Here is a 20,631-nt window from a genome sequence, read left to right as displayed (position 1 = left end):
GGAAGCGGTTTTCAGAAAAACAAGAGTGGGGACAGATGCAGACACTCAAGGTTGACCTCGGCGAGCGCAGCTATCCGATCTACATCGGCGAAGGGTTGCTCGATCAAGCCTCATTGCTGGCCCCGCACATTGCCGGGCGAAAAGTGGCGGTCGTCTCCAACACCACGGTGGCGCCTCTCTACCTGGATCGCCTGACCCAGACCCTGGGTGCCTATTCGGTGGTGCCCGTGGTGCTGCCAGACGGCGAAGCCTTCAAGAACTGGGAAACCCTGCAGACCATTTTCGATGCCATGCTCACCGCACGGCTGGATCGACGCGTCACGGTCATTGCCCTGGGCGGCGGCGTCATCGGCGACATGGCCGGGTTCGCCGCCGCCTGCTATCAGCGCGGCGTCGATTTCATCCAGGTGCCGACCACGCTGCTGTCCCAGGTCGACTCGTCGGTGGGCGGCAAGACCGGCATCAACCATCCGCTGGGCAAGAACATGGTCGGCGCGTTCTATCAGCCGCAGGCGGTCCTGATCGACACCACGACCCTGGCCACGCTGCCGCCGCGCGAGCTGTCGGCGGGTCTGGCCGAGGTGATCAAGTACGGTTTCATCTGCGACGAGCCGTTCCTGGGCTGGCTGGAAGAACACGTCGATGCCCTCAGGGCGCTCGACCAGGCCGCCCTCACGGTGGCCATCGCTCGCTCCTGCGAAGCCAAGGCCCGCGTGGTCGGGGCGGACGAACGCGAGTCGGGTGTGCGGGCCACACTGAACCTGGGGCATACTTTCGGCCACGCCATCGAGACCCATATGGGGTATGGTGTGTGGCTTCACGGTGAAGCCGTGGGGGCCGGTACGGTGATGGCGCTGGAGATGTCCATGCGCCTGGGCTGGATCACCCAGGCCGAGCGGGATCGCGGCATTCGTCTGCTGCAGCGCGCCGGTTTGCCGGTAGTGCCGCCAGCGGAAATGACGCCGGCCGATTTCCTCGAGCACATGGCGATCGACAAGAAAGTGCTGGATGGCAGTCTGCGCCTGGTGCTGCTGCGCAGCCTGGGCGAAGCGGTGATCACCGCCGACTACCCGCATGATGTGCTTCAGGCGACCCTGGAAGCGGATTACCGCGCCATCGTCGCCGGGCTGGAAGCCTGATTGTGAAGGCGCTTGCCGCCCGCTCCGCTCCCACACGTGTTGAGCCCGGCGTATTCCAGCAGGACGTGTTTCCAGCAACCCATCAACGATTCACCTTTGTTCTACGAGAGTTCGATGACAAGTCTGCATGCCGATGAGGCCTTTCTCGGCCACTACCAATTGGATCATGACCCCTTCGCCGCAAGGGTGCCTGGCTTCAAATTCTTCCCGGCCCAGCGCAAGCCGGTGCTGGGGCAATTGCACCATCTGGCGCGCTACAGCCAGTTGTTGCTGGTAGTCACCGGTCCGCACGGCAGTGGCAAGACGCTCCTGCGCCAGGCCCTGGTCGCCAGTACCAACAAGCAGTCGGTGCAAAGCATCGTGGTCTCGGCGCGTGGTGCCGGCGATGCCGCGAGCGTGCTGACCCAGGTCGCCCAGTCGCTCAACCTCAATACCCTGGAAGTGCCGGCCATGCTGGCGCAGATCGTCCAGCTGGGGCTCACCGGGCAGGAAGTCTACCTGCTGGTGGACGACGCGGAACAACTCGACGAATCCGCACTCGAAGCCCTGCTGGCGTTGGCGGCAGGCACTGCGGACGGGCGCCCTCACGTGTTCCTGTTCGGCGAGCCTTCCTTGATCGCGGGCCTGGAGCAGTTCAGCGCCGGGCAGGAATTGTTCCACGTGATCGAGCTGCAACCGTACAGCCTCGAGGAAACCCGCGAATACCTGGCGCTGCGTCTGGAAGGTGCCGGGAAGGGTATCCAGTTGCTCACCAATGACCAGATTGCCGACATTCACGAGAACTCGGATGGTTGGCCAGGGGCCATCAACCAGGTTGCTCGCGATACGTTGATCGAGGCCATGATCGCTAGCCGCTCGTCGGTGAAGCGTCCTGCTATGGGGTTTAAGATGCCTAAGAAACACGTACTGGCGATTTCCGCCGTTGTCGTCGTCGCGGTGGCCGCCGCCTGGCTGATACCCAGCCGCGATGGCAAGGCGCCGAGCACCACCGAACAGGCCCAGTTGCCGATGGGCCAGGGGCAGCCAACTGCCGCCCAATCCAACAACGGCAATCCGTCGGTCGAATTCAATGGCAGCACCCAGTCGTTGCCGATGAACGGGCAACAGCCGGTCATGCGCGGCCCACTGGCCGAATCCACCGGCATGGGCGATGGCGACGAAACCGGCGCTGCCGTGAACACTTCGCCACAGCCGCCGACCGTCACCACCACCGCGCCACCTGCGGGCGTGCCTGCAGGTGCACCGGCTGCGGTTGCGCCAACGCCGACGCCTGCACCTGCACGCCAGGCGGCGCCGGTGGCGACCACCAAGCCTGCGCCTGTCACCGCCGCCAAACCCGCACCTGCGCCTGCACCGACCGTGGCCGCCAAGCCGGCCCCAGCCGCTGCTGCCGCCAAGCCAGCTGCCGGTGGCAGCTGGTACGCCGGTCAGTCGCCGAGCAACTACGTCGTGCAGATTCTGGGAACCAGCAACGAAGGCGCTGCACAGGCCTACGTCAAGGAGCAGGGTGGCGACTTCCGCTACTTCAAGAAAACCCTGCAAGGCAAGCCGCTGTACGTGATCACCTACGGCAGCTTCGCCAGCCGTGATGCAGCGGTTGCCGCCATCAAGAACTTGCCAGCCAAGGTCCAGGCTGGTAAACCTTGGCCTCGCACTGTCGCCAGCGTCCAACAGGACCTCGCGACAGCTCGCTGATTGTCGGGCGGCACCTATCCCCGCCGCCCCACCCTCCGGCGTCATCTGAATCCCGAGCCTGCTACGCATTGTGTAGCAGGCTTCGCCGTCCCTGTCCCACCGTTTGCCGTCGAAGGCTCAAGCACGGGCCTTGTAGACATGCGGGCTTGCGCTGTCGAGCTGCGGGATTCAGAATCCAGCCTAAGTCGCTATCACAATAGCTCGCTGGAAAACGTTCACATTTGCGACAATTGAGTTATTGATTTCGTCGCTGAATTTGTGACCACCCGTTGCGCTGTGTACAATAACCTCCCTTTTGCCTCCGCAAAGCCGGCGTACGTTCGGCGCGCATGGTAACTAGTTGAATCGAAAAGAAATTGCCTCGAAAAGAGGCAGCCTGGTGAGAATGTGTCTATGAAAACAGGTCTGTATCGTCCGGATGAATTCAAGGATAACTGCGGTTTTGGCCTGATTGCCCATATGTCGGGCGAGCCCAGCCATAACCTGTTGCAAACGGCCATCGAGGCCCTGACCTGCATGACCCACCGCGGTGGGATCAACGCCGACGGCAAGACCGGCGATGGGTGCGGCTTGCTGATCCAGAAGCCCGACCTGTTCCTGCGTGCCATCGCCAAGGACCATTTCGGCAGCGAGTTGCCCAAGCAGTACGCCGTGGGTATGGTCTTCTTCAACCAAGACCCGGTTCGCGCGCAAGCGGCCCGCGACAACATGAATCGCGAGATCGAAGCCGCCGGCCTGCAACTGATCGGCTGGCGCGACGTGCCGATCGATACCAGCGTGCTCGGCCGTCTGGCCCTGGAGCGCCTGCCCAAGATCCAGCAAGTGTTCGTCGGCGGTGAAGGCCTGAGCGATCAGCAGTTCGCGATCAAGCTGTTCAGCGCCCGTCGCCGCTCGTCCGTGGCCAACGCGGCCGACACCGACCATTACATCTGCAGCTTTTCGCACAAGACCATCATCTACAAAGGCCTGATGATGCCGGCCGACCTTACGGCCTTCTACCCGGACCTGTCCGACGAGCGTCTGCAAACCGCCATCTGCGTGTTCCACCAGCGGTTCTCGACCAATACCCTGCCGAAGTGGCCGCTGGCCCAGCCCTTCCGCTTTCTCGCCCACAACGGCGAGATCAACACCATCACCGGCAACCGCAACTGGGCCCTGGCCCGTCGCACCAAGTTCGCCAACGATCTGATCCCGGATCTGGAAGAGCTCGGCCCGCTGGTCAACCGCGTGGGTTCCGACTCTTCCAGCATGGACAACATGCTCGAACTGATGGTCACCGGTGGCATCGACCTGTTCCGTGGCGTGCGCATGCTGATTCCGCCGGCCTGGCAGAACGTCGAGACCATGGACCCCGACCTGCGGGCGTTCTATGAGTACAACTCGATGCACATGGAGCCGTGGGACGGTCCGGCCGGTGTGGTCATGACCGACGGCCGCCATGCCGTGTGCCTGCTCGACCGCAACGGCCTGCGCCCGGCGCGCTGGGTCACCACCAAGAATGGCTACATCACCCTGGCGTCGGAAATCGGCGTGTGGAACTACCAGCCCGAGGACGTGATCGCCAAGGGCCGTGTGGGCCCGGGCCAGATCCTGGCGGTCGATACCGAAACCGGCCAGGTCCTGCACACCGATGACATCGACAACCGCCTGAAGTCGCGCCACCCCTACAAGCAGTGGCTGCGCAAGAGCGCGCTGCGTATCCAGTCGACCATGGAAGACAACGACCACGGTTCGGCTTTCTACAGCAGCGACCAGCTCAAGCAGTACATGAAGATGTACCAGGTGACCTTCGAGGAGCGCGACCAGGTGTTGCGTCCGCTGGGCGAGCAGGGCCAGGAAGCCGTGGGCTCGATGGGCGACGACACGCCGATGGCCGTGCTGTCCCATCGGGTCCGTACGCCTTACGACTATTTCCGCCAGCAGTTCGCGCAGGTCACCAACCCGCCGATCGACCCGCTGCGCGAAGCGATCGTGATGTCGCTGGAAATCTGCCTGGGCGCCGAGCGCAACATTTTCCAGGAGTCCCCGGAGCACGCTTCGCGGGTGATCCTCAGTTCACCAGTCATTTCGCCCGCCAAGTGGCGCTCGCTGATGAACCTGGATCGGCCAGGCTTCGATCGCCAGGTCATCGAGCTGAACTACGATGAAGCCATGGGCCTCGAGGCCGCCGTGCGCAACATCGCCGATCAGGCCGAGGAAGCCGTTCGCGCCGGACGTACCCTGCTGGTACTCAGCGACCGCAACATCGCGCCGGGCAAGCTGCCGGTGCACGCGTCGCTGGCGACCGGTGCCGTGCACCATCGCCTGACCGAGAAGGGTCTGCGCTGCGACAGCAACATCCTCGTCGAAACCGCTACCGCCCGCGATCCGCACCACTTCGCGGTGCTGATCGGCTTCGGTGCTTCGGCGGTCTATCCGTTCCTGGCCTATGAAGTGCTGGGCGACCTGATCCGGACCGGTGAAGTGCTGGGCGACCTCTACGAGGTGTTCAAGAACTACCGCAAGGGCATCACCAAGGGCCTGCTCAAGATTCTGTCGAAGATGGGCATCTCCACCGTGGCCTCGTACCGCGGCGCCCAGCTGTTCGAGGCCATCGGCCTGTCCGAGGAAGTCTGCGAGCTGAGCTTCCGCGGCGTGCCGAGCCGGATCAAGGGTGCGCGTTTCGTCGACCTGGAAGCCGAACAGAAAGCGCTCGCTGCCGAAGCCTGGAGCACGCGCAAGCCGATCCAGCAAGGTGGCCTGTTGAAGTTCGTCTACGGCGGCGAGTACCACGCCTACAACCCCGACGTGGTCAATACCCTGCAAGCCGCCGTGCAGCAGGGCGACTACAGCAAGTTCAAGGAATACACCGCGATCGTCGACAACCGTCCGGTGTCGATGATCCGCGACCTGCTCAAGGTCAAGACCCTCGACCAGCCGCTGAGCATCGACCAGATCGAACCGCTGGAAGCGATTCTCAAGCGTTTCGATTCGGCCGGGATTTCCCTGGGTGCGCTGTCGCCCGAGGCTCACGAAGCGCTGGCCGAGGCGATGAACCGCCTGGGCGCGCGTTCCAACTCCGGTGAAGGCGGCGAAGACCCTTCGCGCTACGGCACCGTGCGCAGCTCGAAGATTAAGCAGATCGCCACTGGCCGGTTCGGCGTAACTCCCGAGTACCTGGTCAACGCCGAAGTGCTGCAGATCAAGGTGGCCCAGGGCGCCAAGCCCGGGGAGGGCGGTCAACTGCCCGGCGGCAAGGTCAACGGCCTGATTGCCAAGCTGCGTTATGCCGTACCTGGCGTGACCCTGATTTCGCCACCGCCGCACCACGACATCTACTCCATCGAGGACTTGTCGCAGCTGATCTTCGACCTCAAGCAGGTCAACCCGGCCGCGCTGGTGTCGGTGAAGCTGGTGGCCGAGGCGGGCGTGGGCACCATCGCCGCCGGTGTGGCCAAGGCCTATGCCGACCTGATCACAATTTCCGGTTACGACGGCGGCACCGGGGCCTCGCCCCTGAGCTCGATCAAGTACGCCGGCGCGCCGTGGGAACTGGGCCTGGCCGAAACTCACCAGACCCTGCGCGGCAACGACCTGCGCGGCAAGGTGCGGGTACAGACCGACGGCGGCCTGAAAACCGGCCTGGACGTGATCAAGGCGGCCATTCTGGGCGCCGAGAGCTTCGGCTTCGGTACCGCGCCGATGATCGCCCTGGGCTGCAAGTACCTGCGTATCTGCCACCTGAACAACTGCGCCACCGGCGTGGCCACGCAGAACGAGAAGCTGCGCAAGGACCACTACATCGGCACGGTCGACATGGTGATCAACTTCTTCACCTATGTGGCAGAAGAAACCCGCGAATGGCTGGCCAAGCTCGGCGTGCGCAGCCTGGGCGAGCTGATCGGGCGCACCGATCTGCTGGAAATGCTGCCCGGTGAAACCGCCAAGCAGCAGCACCTGGACCTGACCCCACTGCTGGGCAGCGACCAGATTCCGGCGGACAAGCCGCAGTTCTGCGAAGTGGATCGCAACCCGCCGTTCGACAAGGGCCTGCTGGCCGAGCAGATGGTGGAAATGGCCTTGCCGGCGATTCAGGGCAAGACCGGTGGCGATTTCGAGATGAACATCTGCAACTGCGACCGTTCGATCGGTGCGCGCATCTCCGGCGAGATCGCCAAGTTGCACGGCAACCAGGGCATGAACGCCAACCCTCTGACCTTCCGCTTCAAGGGCACTGCAGGTCAGAGCTTCGGCGTGTGGAACGCCGGTGGCCTGAACATGTACCTGGAAGGCGATGCCAACGATTACGTCGGCAAGGGCATGACCGCCGGCAAGCTGGTGATCGTGCCGCCCAAGGGCAGCCCGTTCAAGACCCAGGACAGCGCCATCATCGGCAACACCTGCCTGTACGGCGCCACGGGCGGCAAGCTGTTCGCCGCCGGCACCGCAGGCGAGCGTTTCGCGGTGCGCAACTCCGGTGCCCATACGGTCGTGGAAGGCACGGGCGATCACTGCTGCGAATACATGACCGGCGGTTTCGTCTGCGTGCTCGGCAAGACCGGCTACAACTTCGGCTCGGGCATGACCGGCGGTTTCGCCTACGTGCTCGATCAGGACAACAGCTTCGTCGACCGGGTCAACCACGAACTGGTGGAAATCCAGCGCATCAGTGGCGAAGCCATGGAAGCCTACCGTACTCACCTGGAACGCGTGCTGGCCGAATACGTCGCCGAAACCGACAGCGAATGGGGCCGCAACCTTTGGGAAAACCTGGACGACTACCTGCGTCGTTTCTGGTTGGTCAAGCCCAAGGCCGCCAACCTGAAATCGCTGCTGTCCAGTACCCGTGCCAACCCGCAGTGATATGCGCCTGAAGAGTTTGATGAGGTTTTAACAATGGCTGAACGTCTGAGTAATGACTTCCAGTTCATCGAGGTCGGGCGCAAAGATCCGAAGAAGAAACTGTTGCGTCAACGCAAGAAAGAGTTCGTGGAAATCTACGAGCCCTTCAAACCCGCGCAGTCGGCCGATCAGGCCCACCGCTGCCTGGGCTGTGGCAACCCGTACTGCGAGTGGAAGTGCCCGGTGCACAACTTCATTCCCAACTGGTTGAAGCTGGTCGCCGAGGGCAATATCCTCGCGGCCGCCGAGCTGTCGCACCAGACCAACACCCTGCCCGAAGTGTGCGGCCGGGTGTGCCCGCAGGATCGTCTGTGCGAGGGTGCCTGCACCCTCAACGACGGTTTTGGCGCAGTGACCATCGGTTCGGTGGAGAAGTACATCACCGACACCGCATTCGCCATGGGCTGGCGTCCGGACATGTCCAAGGTCAAGCCGACCGGCAAGCGCGTCGCCATCATCGGCGCCGGCCCGGCCGGGCTGGGTTGCGCCGATGTGCTGGTGCGCGGTGGCGTGACCCCGGTGGTGTTCGACAAGAACCCGGAAATCGGCGGTCTGCTGACCTTCGGCATTCCCGAGTTCAAGCTGGAAAAGAGCGTGTTGAGCAATCGCCGCGAAGTCTTCACCGGCATGGGCATCGAGTTTCGCCTGAACACCGAGGTGGGCAAGGACATCAGCGTCGAGCAGTTGCTGGAAGAGTACGATGCCGTGTTCATGGGCATGGGCACCTACACCTACATGAAGGGCGGCTTCCCCGGTGAAGACCTGCCTGGCGTGCACGACGCTCTGGATTTCCTGATCGCCAACGTCAACCGCAACCTGGGCTTCGAAAAGTCGCCGGAAGATTTCGTCGACATGAAGGGCAAGAAGGTCGTGGTACTGGGCGGTGGCGACACGGCGATGGACTGCAATCGCACGTCGATTCGCCAGGGCGCCAAGGCGGTGACCTGCGCCTATCGTCGCGACGAGGCGAACATGCCGGGCTCGCGCAAAGAGGTGAAGAACGCCAAGGAAGAAGGGGTGAAATTCCTCTACAACCGGCAGCCGATCGCCATCGTGGGTGAAGACAAGGTCGAAGGCGTGAAGGTGGTCGAGACCCGTCTCGGCGAGCCCGATGCCCGTGGCCGTCGCAGCCCCGAGCCGATACCGGGTTCCGAGGAGATCATCCCGGCCGATGCCGTGGTCATCGCCTTCGGTTTCCGCCCAAGCCCTGCGGCGTGGTTCCAGGACCACAGCATCCAGACCGACAGCCAGGGCCGCGTGGTGGCACCGGAACAGGGTCAGTTCAAGCACCAGACCAGCAACCCGAAGATCTTCGCCGGTGGCGACATGGTGCGCGGCTCTGACCTGGTGGTCACCGCCATCTTCGAAGGCCGCAACGCCGCCGAGGGGATCCTGGATTACCTGGAGGTCTGAGTCAGCGTGGGCGGTGGTAACCGCTCCCACGGTGGAACTGCGGTGACCTGAGCAGGATGTGGGAGCGGGCTCTGCCCGCGAAAAGGTCACTGCGGTATTTCAGGTGCACCGCGGTGGCTTCTTCGCGGGCAGAGCCCGCTCCCACAGATGCTCTTCCCCCAGGTTTACTGCCACAGATGCTCGTCCACCGCTTTTCTGCCTGAGGTTTTCTCCTACCGGTTTTGTGTCAGCGCAGCTCAGGCGCGCATGACCGTATGGATATCCGCTGCCAGCTCGCGCACGCGGGCTTCCTCGGTGTCCCATGAGCACATGAAACGGGCGCCGCCGCTGCCGATGAAGGTGTAGAAGCGCCAGCCCTTGGCGCGCAGGGCTTCCAAGGCCGGTTCCGGCATCTGCAGGAACACGCCGTTGGCCTCCACCGGAAACATCAACCCCACCCCCGGTATACCCTCGACCAACGCCTTGAGCAGCTGCGCACAGTGGTTGGCGTGCCCCGCGTGCTTGAGCCAGGCATCGTTCTCAAGCAAACCCACCCAGGGTGCCGACAGAAAACGCATCTTCGAAGCCAGTTGCCCCGCCTGCTTGCAGCGATAATCGAAATCTTCGGCCAGATCATGGTTGAAGAACAGGATCGCTTCGCCCACCGCCATGCCGTTCTTGGTGCCACCGAAGCACAGTACATCCACGCCCGCCTTCCACGTCAGCTCGGCAGGCGTGCAGCCGAGAAAGGCGCAGGCGTTGGCAAAGCGCGCGCCGTCCATGTGCAGGTTCAGGCCCAACTCCTTGCAGGTGGCGCTGATGGCCCTGAGTTCTTCGGGACGGTACACGCTGCCCACTTCGGTGGCCTGGGTCAGGGTGACCACACGCGGCTTGGGGTAGTGAATGTCCTGGCGCTTGAGTGCCACTTCGCGAATGGCCTGCGGGGTCAGCTTGCCCATTTCCGTGCGCGCGGTGAGCAATTTGGAGCCGTTGGAAAAGAACTCGGGAGCACCGCATTCGTCGGTCTCGACGTGAGCGGTTTCCGAACAGATGACACTGTGGTAGCTCTGGCACAACGACGACAGGGCCAGGGAGTTGGCAGCGGTGCCATTGAAGGCGAAGAAGACTTCACAGTCGGTTTCGAACAGACGGCGGAATTCATCGGCGGCGCGTGCGGTCCACTGGTCGTCGCCATAGGCGCGCTGATGGCCCTGATTGGCCTGTTCCATGGCCGCCCAGGCCTCGGAGCAGATGCCCGAATAATTGTCGCTGGCGAACTGTTGGGTTTGGTCGTTCATGGGCGGTCCTTGGTATTAGGTATGGGAAGCACTGTAAACCAACTGTGAGAGATGTGTCGTCTCAGCGGGCCTCTTCACCTGTGGGAGCGGGCTCTGCCCGCGAAGAGGCCGGCATGAGCAACCCAAAAACTTGAGGCAATCCACAGATGACCCGCAACCGCTCACTGGACCTGCTCAAATCTTCGCGGCCACGTAGGCATCACACCTGTGGGAGCGGGCTCTGCCCGCGAAGAGGCCGGCATGAGCAACCCAAAAACTTGAGGCTATCCACAGATGACCCGCAACCGCTCACTGGACCTGCTCAAATGGCTGGCCATGCTGTGCATGGTGCTCGACCATCTGCGCTATGTCGGCTGGTCGCTGGACTTCCTCTATGTACCGGGTCGCCTGGCGTTCCCCTGGTTCTGCCTGGCCATCGCCGCCAATCTGACGCGTCGCCCGGACGCCCCCCTGGGTGGCCGCTATCTGGCCTGGTTGCTGAGCTTCGCCGCGCTTTCGGAAATCCCCTACCGTTTGTTCGTCTACCCGGCCGACACCCTCAACGTCTTGCCGACCCTGGCCCTGGGCCTGGTGGTCGCCAAGGCCTGGCAGCAACGGCAACAACCGGCGATGGCTGCGCTCGGCTGCGCGGTCCTCGTCGCTGCCGTTGTCTTCGACCACCACTTGATGTTCGGCCTGGCCGGCGTGCTGCTGCCGCTGGGCTTCGTGCTCGCCTGGCAGCGCCCGCTGTACTGGGCACTGCCACTGGGCGTGCTGTGCCTGGCCGCCAACGCCTGGAGCAATCTGTTCGAATCGGCACGCCACCTCTACTGGCCGGCCATCGGCGGCATCGTCGCCTGCCTGCTGGCACCGGGGCTGGGCCTGCTTGTGCTGCGTACCGATGTGCGCCATGCCGTTGTCCCCATGCGCCGCTGGGCCTACGCCATCTACCCCCTGCATTTCCTTGCCCTGCTGGGGCTTCGCCTGCTGTTGCGCGCGCTCTGACGCTGGCCTGATCGCGCCATGTCGTAAACGAACCTCTGCAAGGCGCGCGCAGGCATTTGGTCGGATCGCGCCGGCCCTACCATCGCTCTCAAAGGGGGCAGCCGCAGACGGTCGCCTTCGTCCAACAAGCCAGGCGCCGCGCCGCCGCTGGGGAGACTGCGATGTTCAGCAAAGAAGATCAGATCAAGGGCTATGACGACGTCCTGCTGGCGGCCATGAACGCCGAGGATCAGCGTCAGGAAGACCACATCGAACTGATCGCCTCGGAAAACTACACCAGCAAGCGCGTGATGGAGGCCCAGGGCAGCGGCCTCACCAACAAGTACGCCGAAGGCTATCCGGGCAAGCGCTACTACGGTGGCTGCGAGCATGTGGACAAGGTCGAGCAACTGGCCATCGATCGCGCCAAGCAGCTGTTCGGCGCCGACTATGCCAACGTCCAGCCTCATTCCGGTTCCCAGGCCAACGCCGCCGTCTACCTGGCGCTGCTGCAGGCAGGTGACACCGTACTGGGCATGAGCCTGGCCCATGGCGGTCACCTGACCCACGGCGCCAAGGTCAGCTTTTCCGGCAAGCTCTACAACGCGGTGCAGTACGGTATCGACACCGACACCGGTCTGATCGACTACGACGAAGTCGAGCGCCTGGCCGTCGAGCACCAGCCGAAGATGATCATCGCCGGCTTCTCGGCCTACTCCAAGACCTTGAATTTCGCCCGGTTCCGCGAGATCGCCGACAAGGTCGGCGCCTACCTGTTCGTCGACATGGCCCACGTGGCTGGGTTGGTTGCCGCCGGCCTGTACCCCAACCCGATTCCGTTCGCCGACGTGGTCACCACCACCACCCACAAGACCCTGCGTGGCCCACGTGGCGGCCTGATCCTGGCCCGTGCCAACGAAGCCCTGGAAAAGAAATTCAACGCCGCCGTGTTCCCCGGCGGTCAGGGTGGCCCGCTGATGCACGTGATCGCCGCCAAGGCGGTGTGCTTCAAGGAAGCGCTGGAGCCTGAATTCAAGACCTACCAGCAGCAGGTCATCGACAACGCCCAGGCCATGGCCGGCGTGTTCGTCGAGCGCGGCTACGACGTGGTCTCCGGCGGCACCGACAACCACCTGTTCCTGGTCAGCCTGATTCGCCAGGGCCTTACCGGCAAGGATGCCGATGCTGCCCTGGGTCGTGCCCACATCACCGTGAACAAGAACGCGGTGCCGAACGATCCGCAATCGCCGTTCGTGACCTCGGGCCTGCGCATCGGCACCCCGGCAGTCACCAGTCGTGGTTTCAAGGTGGCCCAGTGCACGGAGCTGGCCGGCTGGATCTGCGACATCCTCGACAACCTGGGCGATGCCGACGTCGAGGCCAACGTGGCCCGCCACGTGACGGCCCTGTGCAGCGACTTCCCGGTCTACCGCTGAGAGTGGAGTGAACACCATGCAACGTTATTCTGGCTTCGGCCTCTTCAAGCACTCGCTCAGCCACCACGAAAACTGGCAGCGCATGTGGCGCACGCCGACCCCCAAGAAGGTCTACGACGTGGTCATCGTCGGCGGCGGCGGGCATGGCCTGGCAACCGCCTACTATTTGGCCAAGGTCCACGGCATCACCAACGTGGCCGTGGTCGAGAAGGGCTGGCTGGGCGGTGGCAATACCGCACGCAACACCACCATCGTGCGTTCCAACTACCTGTGGGACGAGTCGGCGCATCTGTACGAGCACGCCATGAAACTCTGGGAAGGCCTGTCCCAGGACATCAACTACAACGTGATGTTTTCCCAGCGCGGCGTGTACAACCTGTGCCACACCCTGCAGGACATGCGCGACTCCGAGCGCCGCGTCAGCGCCAACCGTTTGAACGGGGTGGACGGCGAACTGTTGAACAACAAACAGGTGGCCGAAGAGATTCCCTACCTGGACTGCACCAAGAACACCCGTTACCCGATCACCGGCGCCACGGTCCAACGCCGTGGCGGCGTGGCCCGTCACGACGCCGTGGCCTGGGGCTATGCACGTGCCGCCGACGCCCTGGGCGTGGACCTGATCCAGCAGACCGAAGTGACCGGTTTCCGCAAGGAAAACGGCGTGTGCATCGGCGTTGAAACCAACAAGGGTTTCATCGGCGCCAAGCGCGTCGGTGTGGTCACCGCCGGCAACTCCGGGCACATGGCCAAGCTGGCCGGCTTCCGTCTGCCGGTCGAGTCCCACCCTTTGCAGGCGCTGGTGTCGGAGCCGATCAAGCCCATCATCGACAGCGTGATCATGTCCAACGCCGTGCATGGCTACATCAGCCAGTCGGACAAGGGCGACCTGGTCATCGGCGCCGGTATCGACGGTTGGGTCGGCTACGGCCAGCGCGGTTCGTACCCGATCATCGAGCACACCCTGCAAGCCATCGTCGAGATGTTCCCGGTGCTCTCGCGCGTGCGCATGAACCGCCAGTGGGGCGGCATCGTCGACACCACGCCGGACGCCTGCCCGATCATCTCCAAGACCCCGGTGCCGAACATGTTCTTCAACTGCGGCTGGGGCACGGGTGGCTTCAAGGCCACACCGGGCTCGGGCCATGTGTTCGCTGCCAGCCTGGCCACCGGTGAAATGCACCCGCTGGCCAAGCCGTTTTCCATCGAGCGCTTCCACAACGGCGCGCTGATCGACGAACACGGCGCTGCCGCCGTCGCCCACTAACAGGAGAAACGATCATGCTGAACATCTTCTGTCCACACTGTGGCGAGCTTCGCAGCGAAGAAGAATTCCACTGCTCGGGCCAGGCGCACATCGCCCGCCCGCTCGATCCAGGCGCCTGCACCGACGCGCAGTGGGGCGAGTACATGTTCTTCCGCAACAACCCGCGTGGCCTGCAGCACGAGCTGTGGATCCACGCCGCCGGTTGCCGCCAGTATTTCAATGCGACCCGCAACACGGTCACCTACGAAATCCTGGAAACCTATCGCATCGGCAGCCAGCCCCAGTTCGTCGAGAAGACTATCGACGAAACCCCTCAAATCGCCTCGGGAGATCAGCCATGAGCCAGGTCAATCGCCTGTCCAACGGCGGACGTCTGGACCGCAGCAAGAAGCTGACCTTCACCTTCAACGGCACGACCTACGTCGGCTATGAAGGTGACACCCTGGCCTCGGCCCTGCTGGCCAATGGCGTCGACGTGATCGGTCGCAGCTTCAAGTATTCGCGTCCGCGCGGCATCGTTGCTGCAGGCGCCGAGGAGCCCAATGCGGTGCTGCAGATCGGCGCCACCGAGGCGACCCAGATTCCCAACGTGCGGGCCACTCAACAGGCGTTGTACCAGGGCTTGGTCGCCACCAGCACCAACGGCTGGCCGAACGTCAACACCGATATGATGGGTATCTTGGGCAAGGTCGGCGGCAAGCTGATGCCGCCCGGCTTCTACTACAAGACGTTCATGTACCCGCAGTCCTTCTGGATGACCTACGAGAAGTACATCCGCAAGGCCGCCGGCCTGGGCCGTTCGCCGACCGAAGTCGATCCGGATTCCTACGACTACATGAGCCGCACCTGCGACGTGCTGGTGGTCGGCGCCGGCCCAGCCGGGCTGTCTGCCGCCCTGGCCGCGGCGCGCAGCGGTGCGCGGGTGATCCTGGCCGACGAGCAGGAAGAGTTCGGCGGCTCGCTGCTCGATACCCGCGAGAGCCTGGACGGCCAGCCGGCCGGTGAATGGGTGAAAGCGGTCATCGCTGAACTGCAAGGTTTGCCGGACGTGACCTTGCTGCCTCGTGCCACGGTCAACGGCTATCACGACCACAATTTCCTGACCATCCATCAGCGCCTTACCGATCACCTCGGCGATCGTGCACCGATGGGCCAGGTGCGCCAGCGCATGCACCGGGTTCGCGCCGGGCGCGTGGTGCTGGCCACCGGCACCCACGAGCGGCCGCTGGTGTACGGCAACAACGACGTGCCGGGCAACATGCTGGCCGGCGCCATTTCCACCTACGTGCGCCGCTACGGCGTGGCACCGGGCAAGAAGCTGGTGCTGTCGACCAACAACGACCATGCCTACCGCGTGGCCCTGGACTGGTACGACGCCGGCCTCAAGGTCGTCGCCGTGGCCGATGCCCGACACAACCCGCGTGGTGCGCTGGTCGAGGAAGCCCGCGCCAAGGGCATCCGTATCCTGACGTCCAGCGCGGTGATCGAAGCCCGTGGCAGCAAGCACGTCACGGCAGCGCGCGTCGCCGCCATCGACGTCAGGGCACACAAGGTGGCCAGCCCCGGCGAGTGGCTCGACTGCGACTTGATCGGCAGCTCGGGCGGCTACAGCCCGGTGGTCCACCTGGCCTCGCACCTGGGCGGCAAACCGATCTGGCGTGAAGATATCCTCGGCTTCGTGCCTGGCGAAGCCCCGCAGAAACGCGTGTGCGTGGGCGGCGTGAACGGCGTGTATGCCCTGGCCGATGCCATGGCCGACGGCTTTGAAGGCGGGGCAAGAGCCGCGTCCGAGACCGGTTTCGGCATTGTCGAAGGCACCTTGCCCAAGGTCTTGAGCCGCGTCGAAGAACCCACCCTGGCGCTGTTCCAGGTCCCCCACGACAAGGACACGGCACGTGCGCCCAAGCAGTTCGTCGACCTGCAGAACGACGTCACCGCGGCGGCCATCGAGCTGGCTACCCGTGAGGGCTTCGAGTCGGTCGAGCACGTCAAGCGCTACACCGCGCTGGGCTTCGGTACCGACCAGGGCAAGCTGGGCAACGTCAACGGCCTGGCCATTGCCGCCCGTTCGCTGAACGTCACCATTCCGGAAATGGGCACCACCATGTTCCGCCCCAACTACACGCCGGTTACCTTCGGTGCGGTGGCTGGGCGCCACTGCGGCCAACTGTTCGAGCCCGTACGGTTCACCGCCCTGCATGCCTGGCATGTGAAGAATGGCGCCGAATTCGAAGACGTCGGCCAATGGAAGCGCCCCTGGTACTTCCCCAAGCGCGGTGAGGACATCCATTCCGCCGTCGCCCGCGAATGCAAGGCGGTGCGCGACAGCGTCGGCCTGCTGGACGCCTCGACCCTGGGCAAGATCGACATCCAGGGCCCGGACGCGCGCGAATTCCTCAACCGCATCTACACCAACGCCTGGACCAAGCTGGACGTGGGCAAGGCGCGCTACGGCCTGATGTGCAAGGAAGACGGGATGGTCTTCGACGACGGCGTCACCGCCTGCCTGGCCGACAACCACTTCCTGATGACCACCACCACCGGCGGTGCGGCGCGGGTCCTGCAATGGCTGGAACTCTACCAGCAGACCGAGTGGCCGGACCTGAAGGTGTACTTCACCTCGGTCACCGACCACTGGGCGACCCTGACCCTGTCCGGGCCCAACAGCCGCAAGCTGCTCGGCGAAGTGACCGATATCGACCTGGACAAGGACGCTTTCCCGTTCATGACCTGGAAGGAAGGGCAGGTGGCAGGCGTGCCGGCACGGGTGTTTCGTATCTCCTTCACCGGCGAGCTGTCGTACGAGGTCAACATCCAGGCCGACTACGCCATGGGTGTGCTGGAGAAAATCATCGAGGCAGGCAAGCAGTACAACCTGACGCCCTACGGCACCGAGACCATGCACGTGCTGCGCGCCGAGAAGGGTTTCATCATCGTCGGCCAGGACACCGACGGCTCGATGACTCCGGACGACTTGAACATGGGCTGGTGCGTCGGCCGAACCAAGCCGTTCTCGTGGATCGGCTGGCGCGGGATGAACCGCGAAGACACCGTGCGCCAGGAGCGCAAGCAGTTGGTGGGCCTCAAGCCGATCGATCCGAACAAATGGTTGCCCGAAGGCGCTCAACTGGTGTTCGACCCCAAGCAGGCGATCCCCATGAGCATGGTCGGCCACGTGACGTCGAGCTACGCCAGCAACTCGCTGGGTTACTCGTTCGCCATGGGTGTGGTCAAGGGTGGCCTCAAGCGCATGGGTGAGCGGGTGTTCTCGCCCCAGGCCGATGGCAGCGTGATCGAAGCCGAAATCGTTTCTTCGGTGTTCTTCGATCCGAAGGGCGAGCGGCAGAACATCTAGCACAGGGCGCCTGTGGGAGCGGCCAGTGGCCGCGAAAAGCCCGCCGCGGTGTGCCAAGGCAACTGCAGCAGGCCCTTCGCGGCCGATGACCGCTCCTACGGGAGCTCACCACCTTCTTGCAGGCTTCAACAGCATTCACTGACAGGTGCAGCAAAATGACCACAGTCAACGTATACCAGCAACGCCCCACCTCGGGCGCCAAGGCCGAAGACCCGCTTCACCACGCCGACCTCGCCAGCCTGGTCGGCAAGGGCCGCCAGGGTGCCGGTGTGACCCTGCGCGAGAAAAAGCTGCTGGGTCACCTGACCCTGCGCGGAGACGGCCATGATGCGACCTTCGCCGGCGCCGTGCACAAGGCCACCGGCCTGGAACTGCCGGGCGCCTTGAGCATGGTCAGCAACGGCGAAACATCGCTGCAGTGGCTGGGCCCGGACGAGTGGCTGCTGATCGTCCCCGGTGGCGAGGAATTGGCCGCCGAGCAGCGGTTGCGCGAGGCATTGGCCGGGCTGCATGTGGCGGTGGTCAACGTCAGCGGCGGCCAGTCGCTGATCGAGCTGAGCGGGCCGAACGTGCGCGACGTGCTGATGAAGTCCACCAGCTACGACGTGCACCCGAGCAATTTCCCGGTGGGCAAGGCGGTGGGGACAGTGTTCGCCAAGTCCCAACTGGTCATCCGCCGCACGGGCGAGGAAACCTGGGAACTGCTGATCCGCCGCAGCTTCGCCGACTACTGGTGGCTGTGGTTGCAGGATGCTTCGGCCGAGTATGGGCTGAGCATCCAGGCCTGACAGCACTGGAATTTCACAGCCCTGTAGGAGCGGTCATCGGCCGCGAACCAGGCGGCCGCGGTGCATCAGACATACCACGGTGCGACGTTCGCGGCCGATGACCGCTCCTACAGTCGTCTTGACCCCGACACCAAAGGACTACCCATGAGCCGTGCCCCTGATACCTGGATCCTCACCGCCGATTGCCCAAGCGTTTTGGGCACGGTGGACGCGGTCACGCGCTACCTGTTCGAGCAGGGCTGCTATGTCACCGAGCACCATTCGTTCGACGACCGGCTGTCATCGCGCTTCTTCATCCGGGTGGAGTTTCGTCAGCCCGACGGTTTCGACGAGGCCGCCTTTCGCGCCGGCTTGGCCGAACGCGGTGCCAGCTTCGGCATGATCTTCGAGCTGACCGCACCGCAGTATCGTCCCAAGGTGGTGATCATGGTGTCCAAGGCCGACCACTGCCTCAACGATCTGCTCTACCGCCAGCGCATCGGCCAGCTGCCCATGGACGTGGTCGCGGTGATCTCCAACCATCCGGACCTCGAGCCGTTGGCGCGCTGGCACGACATTCCCTACTACCATTTCCCCCTCGACCCCAAGGACAAGCCATCGCAGGAGCGCAAGGTGCTGCAGGTCATCGAACAGGCCAGCGCCGAGCTGGTGATCCTTGCCCGCTACATGCAGGTGTTGTCACCGGAGCTGTGCCGCCGCCTGGACGGCTGGGCGATCAACATTCACCACTCGTTGCTGCCCGGTTTCAAGGGCGCCAAACCGTACCACCAGGCTTACAACAAAGGCGTCAAGCTGGTCGGGGCGACCGCGCACTACATCAACAATGACCTGGACGAAGGGCCGATCATCACCCAAGGTGTAGAGGTGGTCGATCACAGTCACTACCCCGAAGACCTCATCGCCAAGGGGCGAGATATCGAATGCCTGACCCTGGCCCGAGCCATCGGCTACCACATCGAGCGCCGCGTGTTCCTCAACGCCAACCGCACGGTGGTGCTGTAGCAGCGGCGCAAGCCGCGTCCGGCCCTGATGTGATGTGTCAGGTGTACCGCGCCGTCATTGACGCGGCTTGCGCCGCTGCTACAGACGACCGCGCATTCCTGTAGCAGCGGCGCAAGCCGCGTCAGGGCAGCACACGAATCAACGCATGACCGCAGCACGCAAAACCCAAGCTCAACAACAAACAGCGAGGTGAAAGCATGTCTGGTAATCGTGGAGTGGTGTATCTGGGCTCCGGCAAAGTCGAAGTGCAGAACATCGATTTTCCCAAAATGCAGGACCCGCGAGGCAAGCGCATCGAACACGGTGTGATCCTGCGCGTAGTCTCGACCAACATCTGCGGCTCCGACCAGCACATGGTCCGCGGCCGTACCACGGCTCAGGTCGGCCTGGTGCTGGGCCATGAGATCACCGGCGAGGTGATCGAGGCCGGTCGCGACGTCGAGCACCTCAAGGTCGGGGATCTGGTGTCCGTACCCTTCAACGTCGCCTGCGGTCGTTGCCGCTCCTGCAAGGAGCAGCACACCGGTGTTTGCCTGACCGTCAACCCGGCGCGTCCGGGCGGCGCCTACGGCTACGTCGACATGGGGGATTGGGTCGGCGGCCAGGCCGAGTTCGTTCTGGTGCCCTATGCCGACTTCAACCTGCTCAAACTGCCGGACCGCGATGCAGCCATGGAGAAGATCCGTGACCTGACTTGCCTGTCCGACATTCTGCCAACCGGTTACCACGGTGCCGTGACCGCAGGCGTTGGCCCCGGCAGTACCGTGTACGTCGCCGGCGCCGGGCCGGTCGGGCTGGCCGCCGCTGCCTCTGCGCGTCTGCTGGGCGCAGCCGTGGTCATCGTCGGTGACGTCAACCCCACACGCCTGGCGCACGCCAAGGCTCAGGGCTTCGAGATCGCCGACCTGTCCCAGGACACCCCGCTGCACGAGCAGATCGCCGCCTTGCTGGGCGAGCCGGAAGTGGACTGCGCAGTCGATGCGGTGGGCTTCGAGGCACGCGGTCACGGCCACAGCGGCGCCAAGGCGGAAGCCCCGGCGACCGTGCTCAACTCGTTGATGGGTGTGGTGCGCGTGGCCGGCAAGATCGGCATTCCCGGCCTGTACGTCACCGAAGATCCGGGCGCGGTGGATGCGGCGGCGAAGATGGGCAGCCTGAGCATCCGCTTCGGGCTGGGCTGGGCCAAGTCGCACAGCTTCCACACGGGTCAGACGCCGGTGATGAAATACAACCGGCAACTGATGCAGGCCATCATGTGGGACCGCATCAAGATCGCCGACATCGTCGGCGTGGAAGTCATCTCGCTGGACGACGCCCCGCGCGGCTACGGCGAATTCGACGCGGGCGTACCGAAGAAATTCGTCATCGACCCGCACAAACTGTTCAGCGCCGCCTGATCACGCCTGCTCCCACAC

At 63.9% G+C, this 20,631-nt stretch carries 13 protein-coding genes; 12 read left to right on the top strand and 1 reads right to left on the bottom strand.

Features of this window, described 5'->3' with window-relative positions:
* Window positions 1-35: 35 nt before the first annotated feature.
* The 4 genes from aroB (at window position 36) to ABMD26_RS09600 (ending at window position 9,128) form a co-directional block, all read left to right on the top strand.
* Window positions 36-1,139: a 3-dehydroquinate synthase gene (aroB, locus tag ABMD26_RS09615; protein WP_354309241.1), complete on the top strand. Its 1,104-nt coding sequence runs from the start codon at window positions 36-38 to the stop codon at window positions 1,137-1,139.
* 114 nt (window positions 1,140-1,253) lie between these two features.
* On the top strand, window positions 1,254-2,834 hold the full coding sequence (locus ABMD26_RS09610) for an SPOR domain-containing protein (protein WP_090361931.1): 1,581 nt from the start codon (window positions 1,254-1,256) through the stop codon (window positions 2,832-2,834).
* A 393-nt stretch (window positions 2,835-3,227) separates the two neighbouring features.
* Window positions 3,228-7,676: a glutamate synthase large subunit gene (gltB, locus tag ABMD26_RS09605; RefSeq protein WP_049861772.1), complete on the top strand. Its 4,449-nt coding sequence runs from the start codon at window positions 3,228-3,230 to the stop codon at window positions 7,674-7,676.
* Window positions 7,677-7,709: 33 nt separating this feature from the next.
* Complete coding sequence (locus ABMD26_RS09600; protein ID WP_049861773.1) at window positions 7,710-9,128, top strand: glutamate synthase small subunit GltD family protein; 1,419 nt, start codon at window positions 7,710-7,712, stop codon at window positions 9,126-9,128.
* Window positions 9,129-9,364: 236 nt separating this feature from the next.
* On the opposite strand, the gene ABMD26_RS09595 is transcribed toward ABMD26_RS09600, so the two are convergent.
* Window positions 9,365-10,405 carry a threonine aldolase family protein gene (locus ABMD26_RS09595; RefSeq protein ID WP_354309238.1) on the bottom strand — a complete coding sequence of 347 codons (1,041 nt, stop codon included), beginning with the start codon at window positions 10,403-10,405 and terminating at the stop codon, window positions 9,365-9,367.
* A gap of 273 nt (window positions 10,406-10,678) precedes the next feature.
* Here ABMD26_RS09595 and ABMD26_RS09590 point away from each other — a divergent pair, with 273 nt between their 5' ends.
* The 8 genes from ABMD26_RS09590 (at window position 10,679) to fdhA (ending at window position 20,613) form a co-directional block, all read left to right on the top strand.
* A complete protein-coding gene (locus tag ABMD26_RS09590; protein ID WP_354309236.1) occupies window positions 10,679-11,389 on the top strand; it encodes a TraX family protein in 711 nt (236 codons plus the stop codon).
* Between the two features lie 161 nt (window positions 11,390-11,550).
* Window positions 11,551-12,804 carry a serine hydroxymethyltransferase gene (gene glyA / locus ABMD26_RS09585; protein ID WP_049861775.1) on the top strand — a complete coding sequence of 418 codons (1,254 nt, stop codon included), beginning with the start codon at window positions 11,551-11,553 and terminating at the stop codon, window positions 12,802-12,804.
* Between the two features lie 16 nt (window positions 12,805-12,820).
* On the top strand, window positions 12,821-14,071 hold the full coding sequence (locus ABMD26_RS09580) for a sarcosine oxidase subunit beta family protein (RefSeq protein ID WP_354309233.1): 1,251 nt from the start codon (window positions 12,821-12,823) through the stop codon (window positions 14,069-14,071).
* Window positions 14,072-14,085: 14 nt separating this feature from the next.
* A complete protein-coding gene (locus tag ABMD26_RS09575; RefSeq protein ID WP_043191317.1) occupies window positions 14,086-14,412 on the top strand; it encodes a sarcosine oxidase subunit delta in 327 nt (108 codons plus the stop codon).
* Window positions 14,409-17,426: a sarcosine oxidase subunit alpha gene (locus ABMD26_RS09570; protein WP_354309230.1), complete on the top strand. Its 3,018-nt coding sequence runs from the start codon at window positions 14,409-14,411 to the stop codon at window positions 17,424-17,426. The genes ABMD26_RS09575 and ABMD26_RS09570 overlap by 4 nt, the downstream gene beginning before the upstream one ends.
* A 155-nt stretch (window positions 17,427-17,581) precedes the next feature.
* Window positions 17,582-18,214, top strand: a complete 633-nt coding sequence (locus tag ABMD26_RS09565) for a sarcosine oxidase subunit gamma (RefSeq protein ID WP_354309228.1) — start codon at window positions 17,582-17,584, stop codon at window positions 18,212-18,214.
* Between the two features lie 144 nt (window positions 18,215-18,358).
* Window positions 18,359-19,216: a formyltetrahydrofolate deformylase gene (gene purU, locus ABMD26_RS09560; protein ID WP_354309226.1), complete on the top strand. Its 858-nt coding sequence runs from the start codon at window positions 18,359-18,361 to the stop codon at window positions 19,214-19,216.
* Between the two features lie 197 nt (window positions 19,217-19,413).
* Complete coding sequence (fdhA, locus tag ABMD26_RS09555; RefSeq protein ID WP_043191307.1) at window positions 19,414-20,613, top strand: formaldehyde dehydrogenase, glutathione-independent; 1,200 nt, start codon at window positions 19,414-19,416, stop codon at window positions 20,611-20,613.
* Window positions 20,614-20,631 lie beyond the last annotated feature (18 nt).

The organism is Pseudomonas sp. PvP001, from assembly GCF_040546375.1.
In the GTDB taxonomy this organism is placed as follows: domain Bacteria; phylum Pseudomonadota; class Gammaproteobacteria; order Pseudomonadales; family Pseudomonadaceae; genus Aquipseudomonas; species Aquipseudomonas coleopterorum.
The sequence above is the reverse complement of the archived record's forward strand: the minus strand, read 5'-3'. Positions and strand labels throughout refer to the sequence as shown.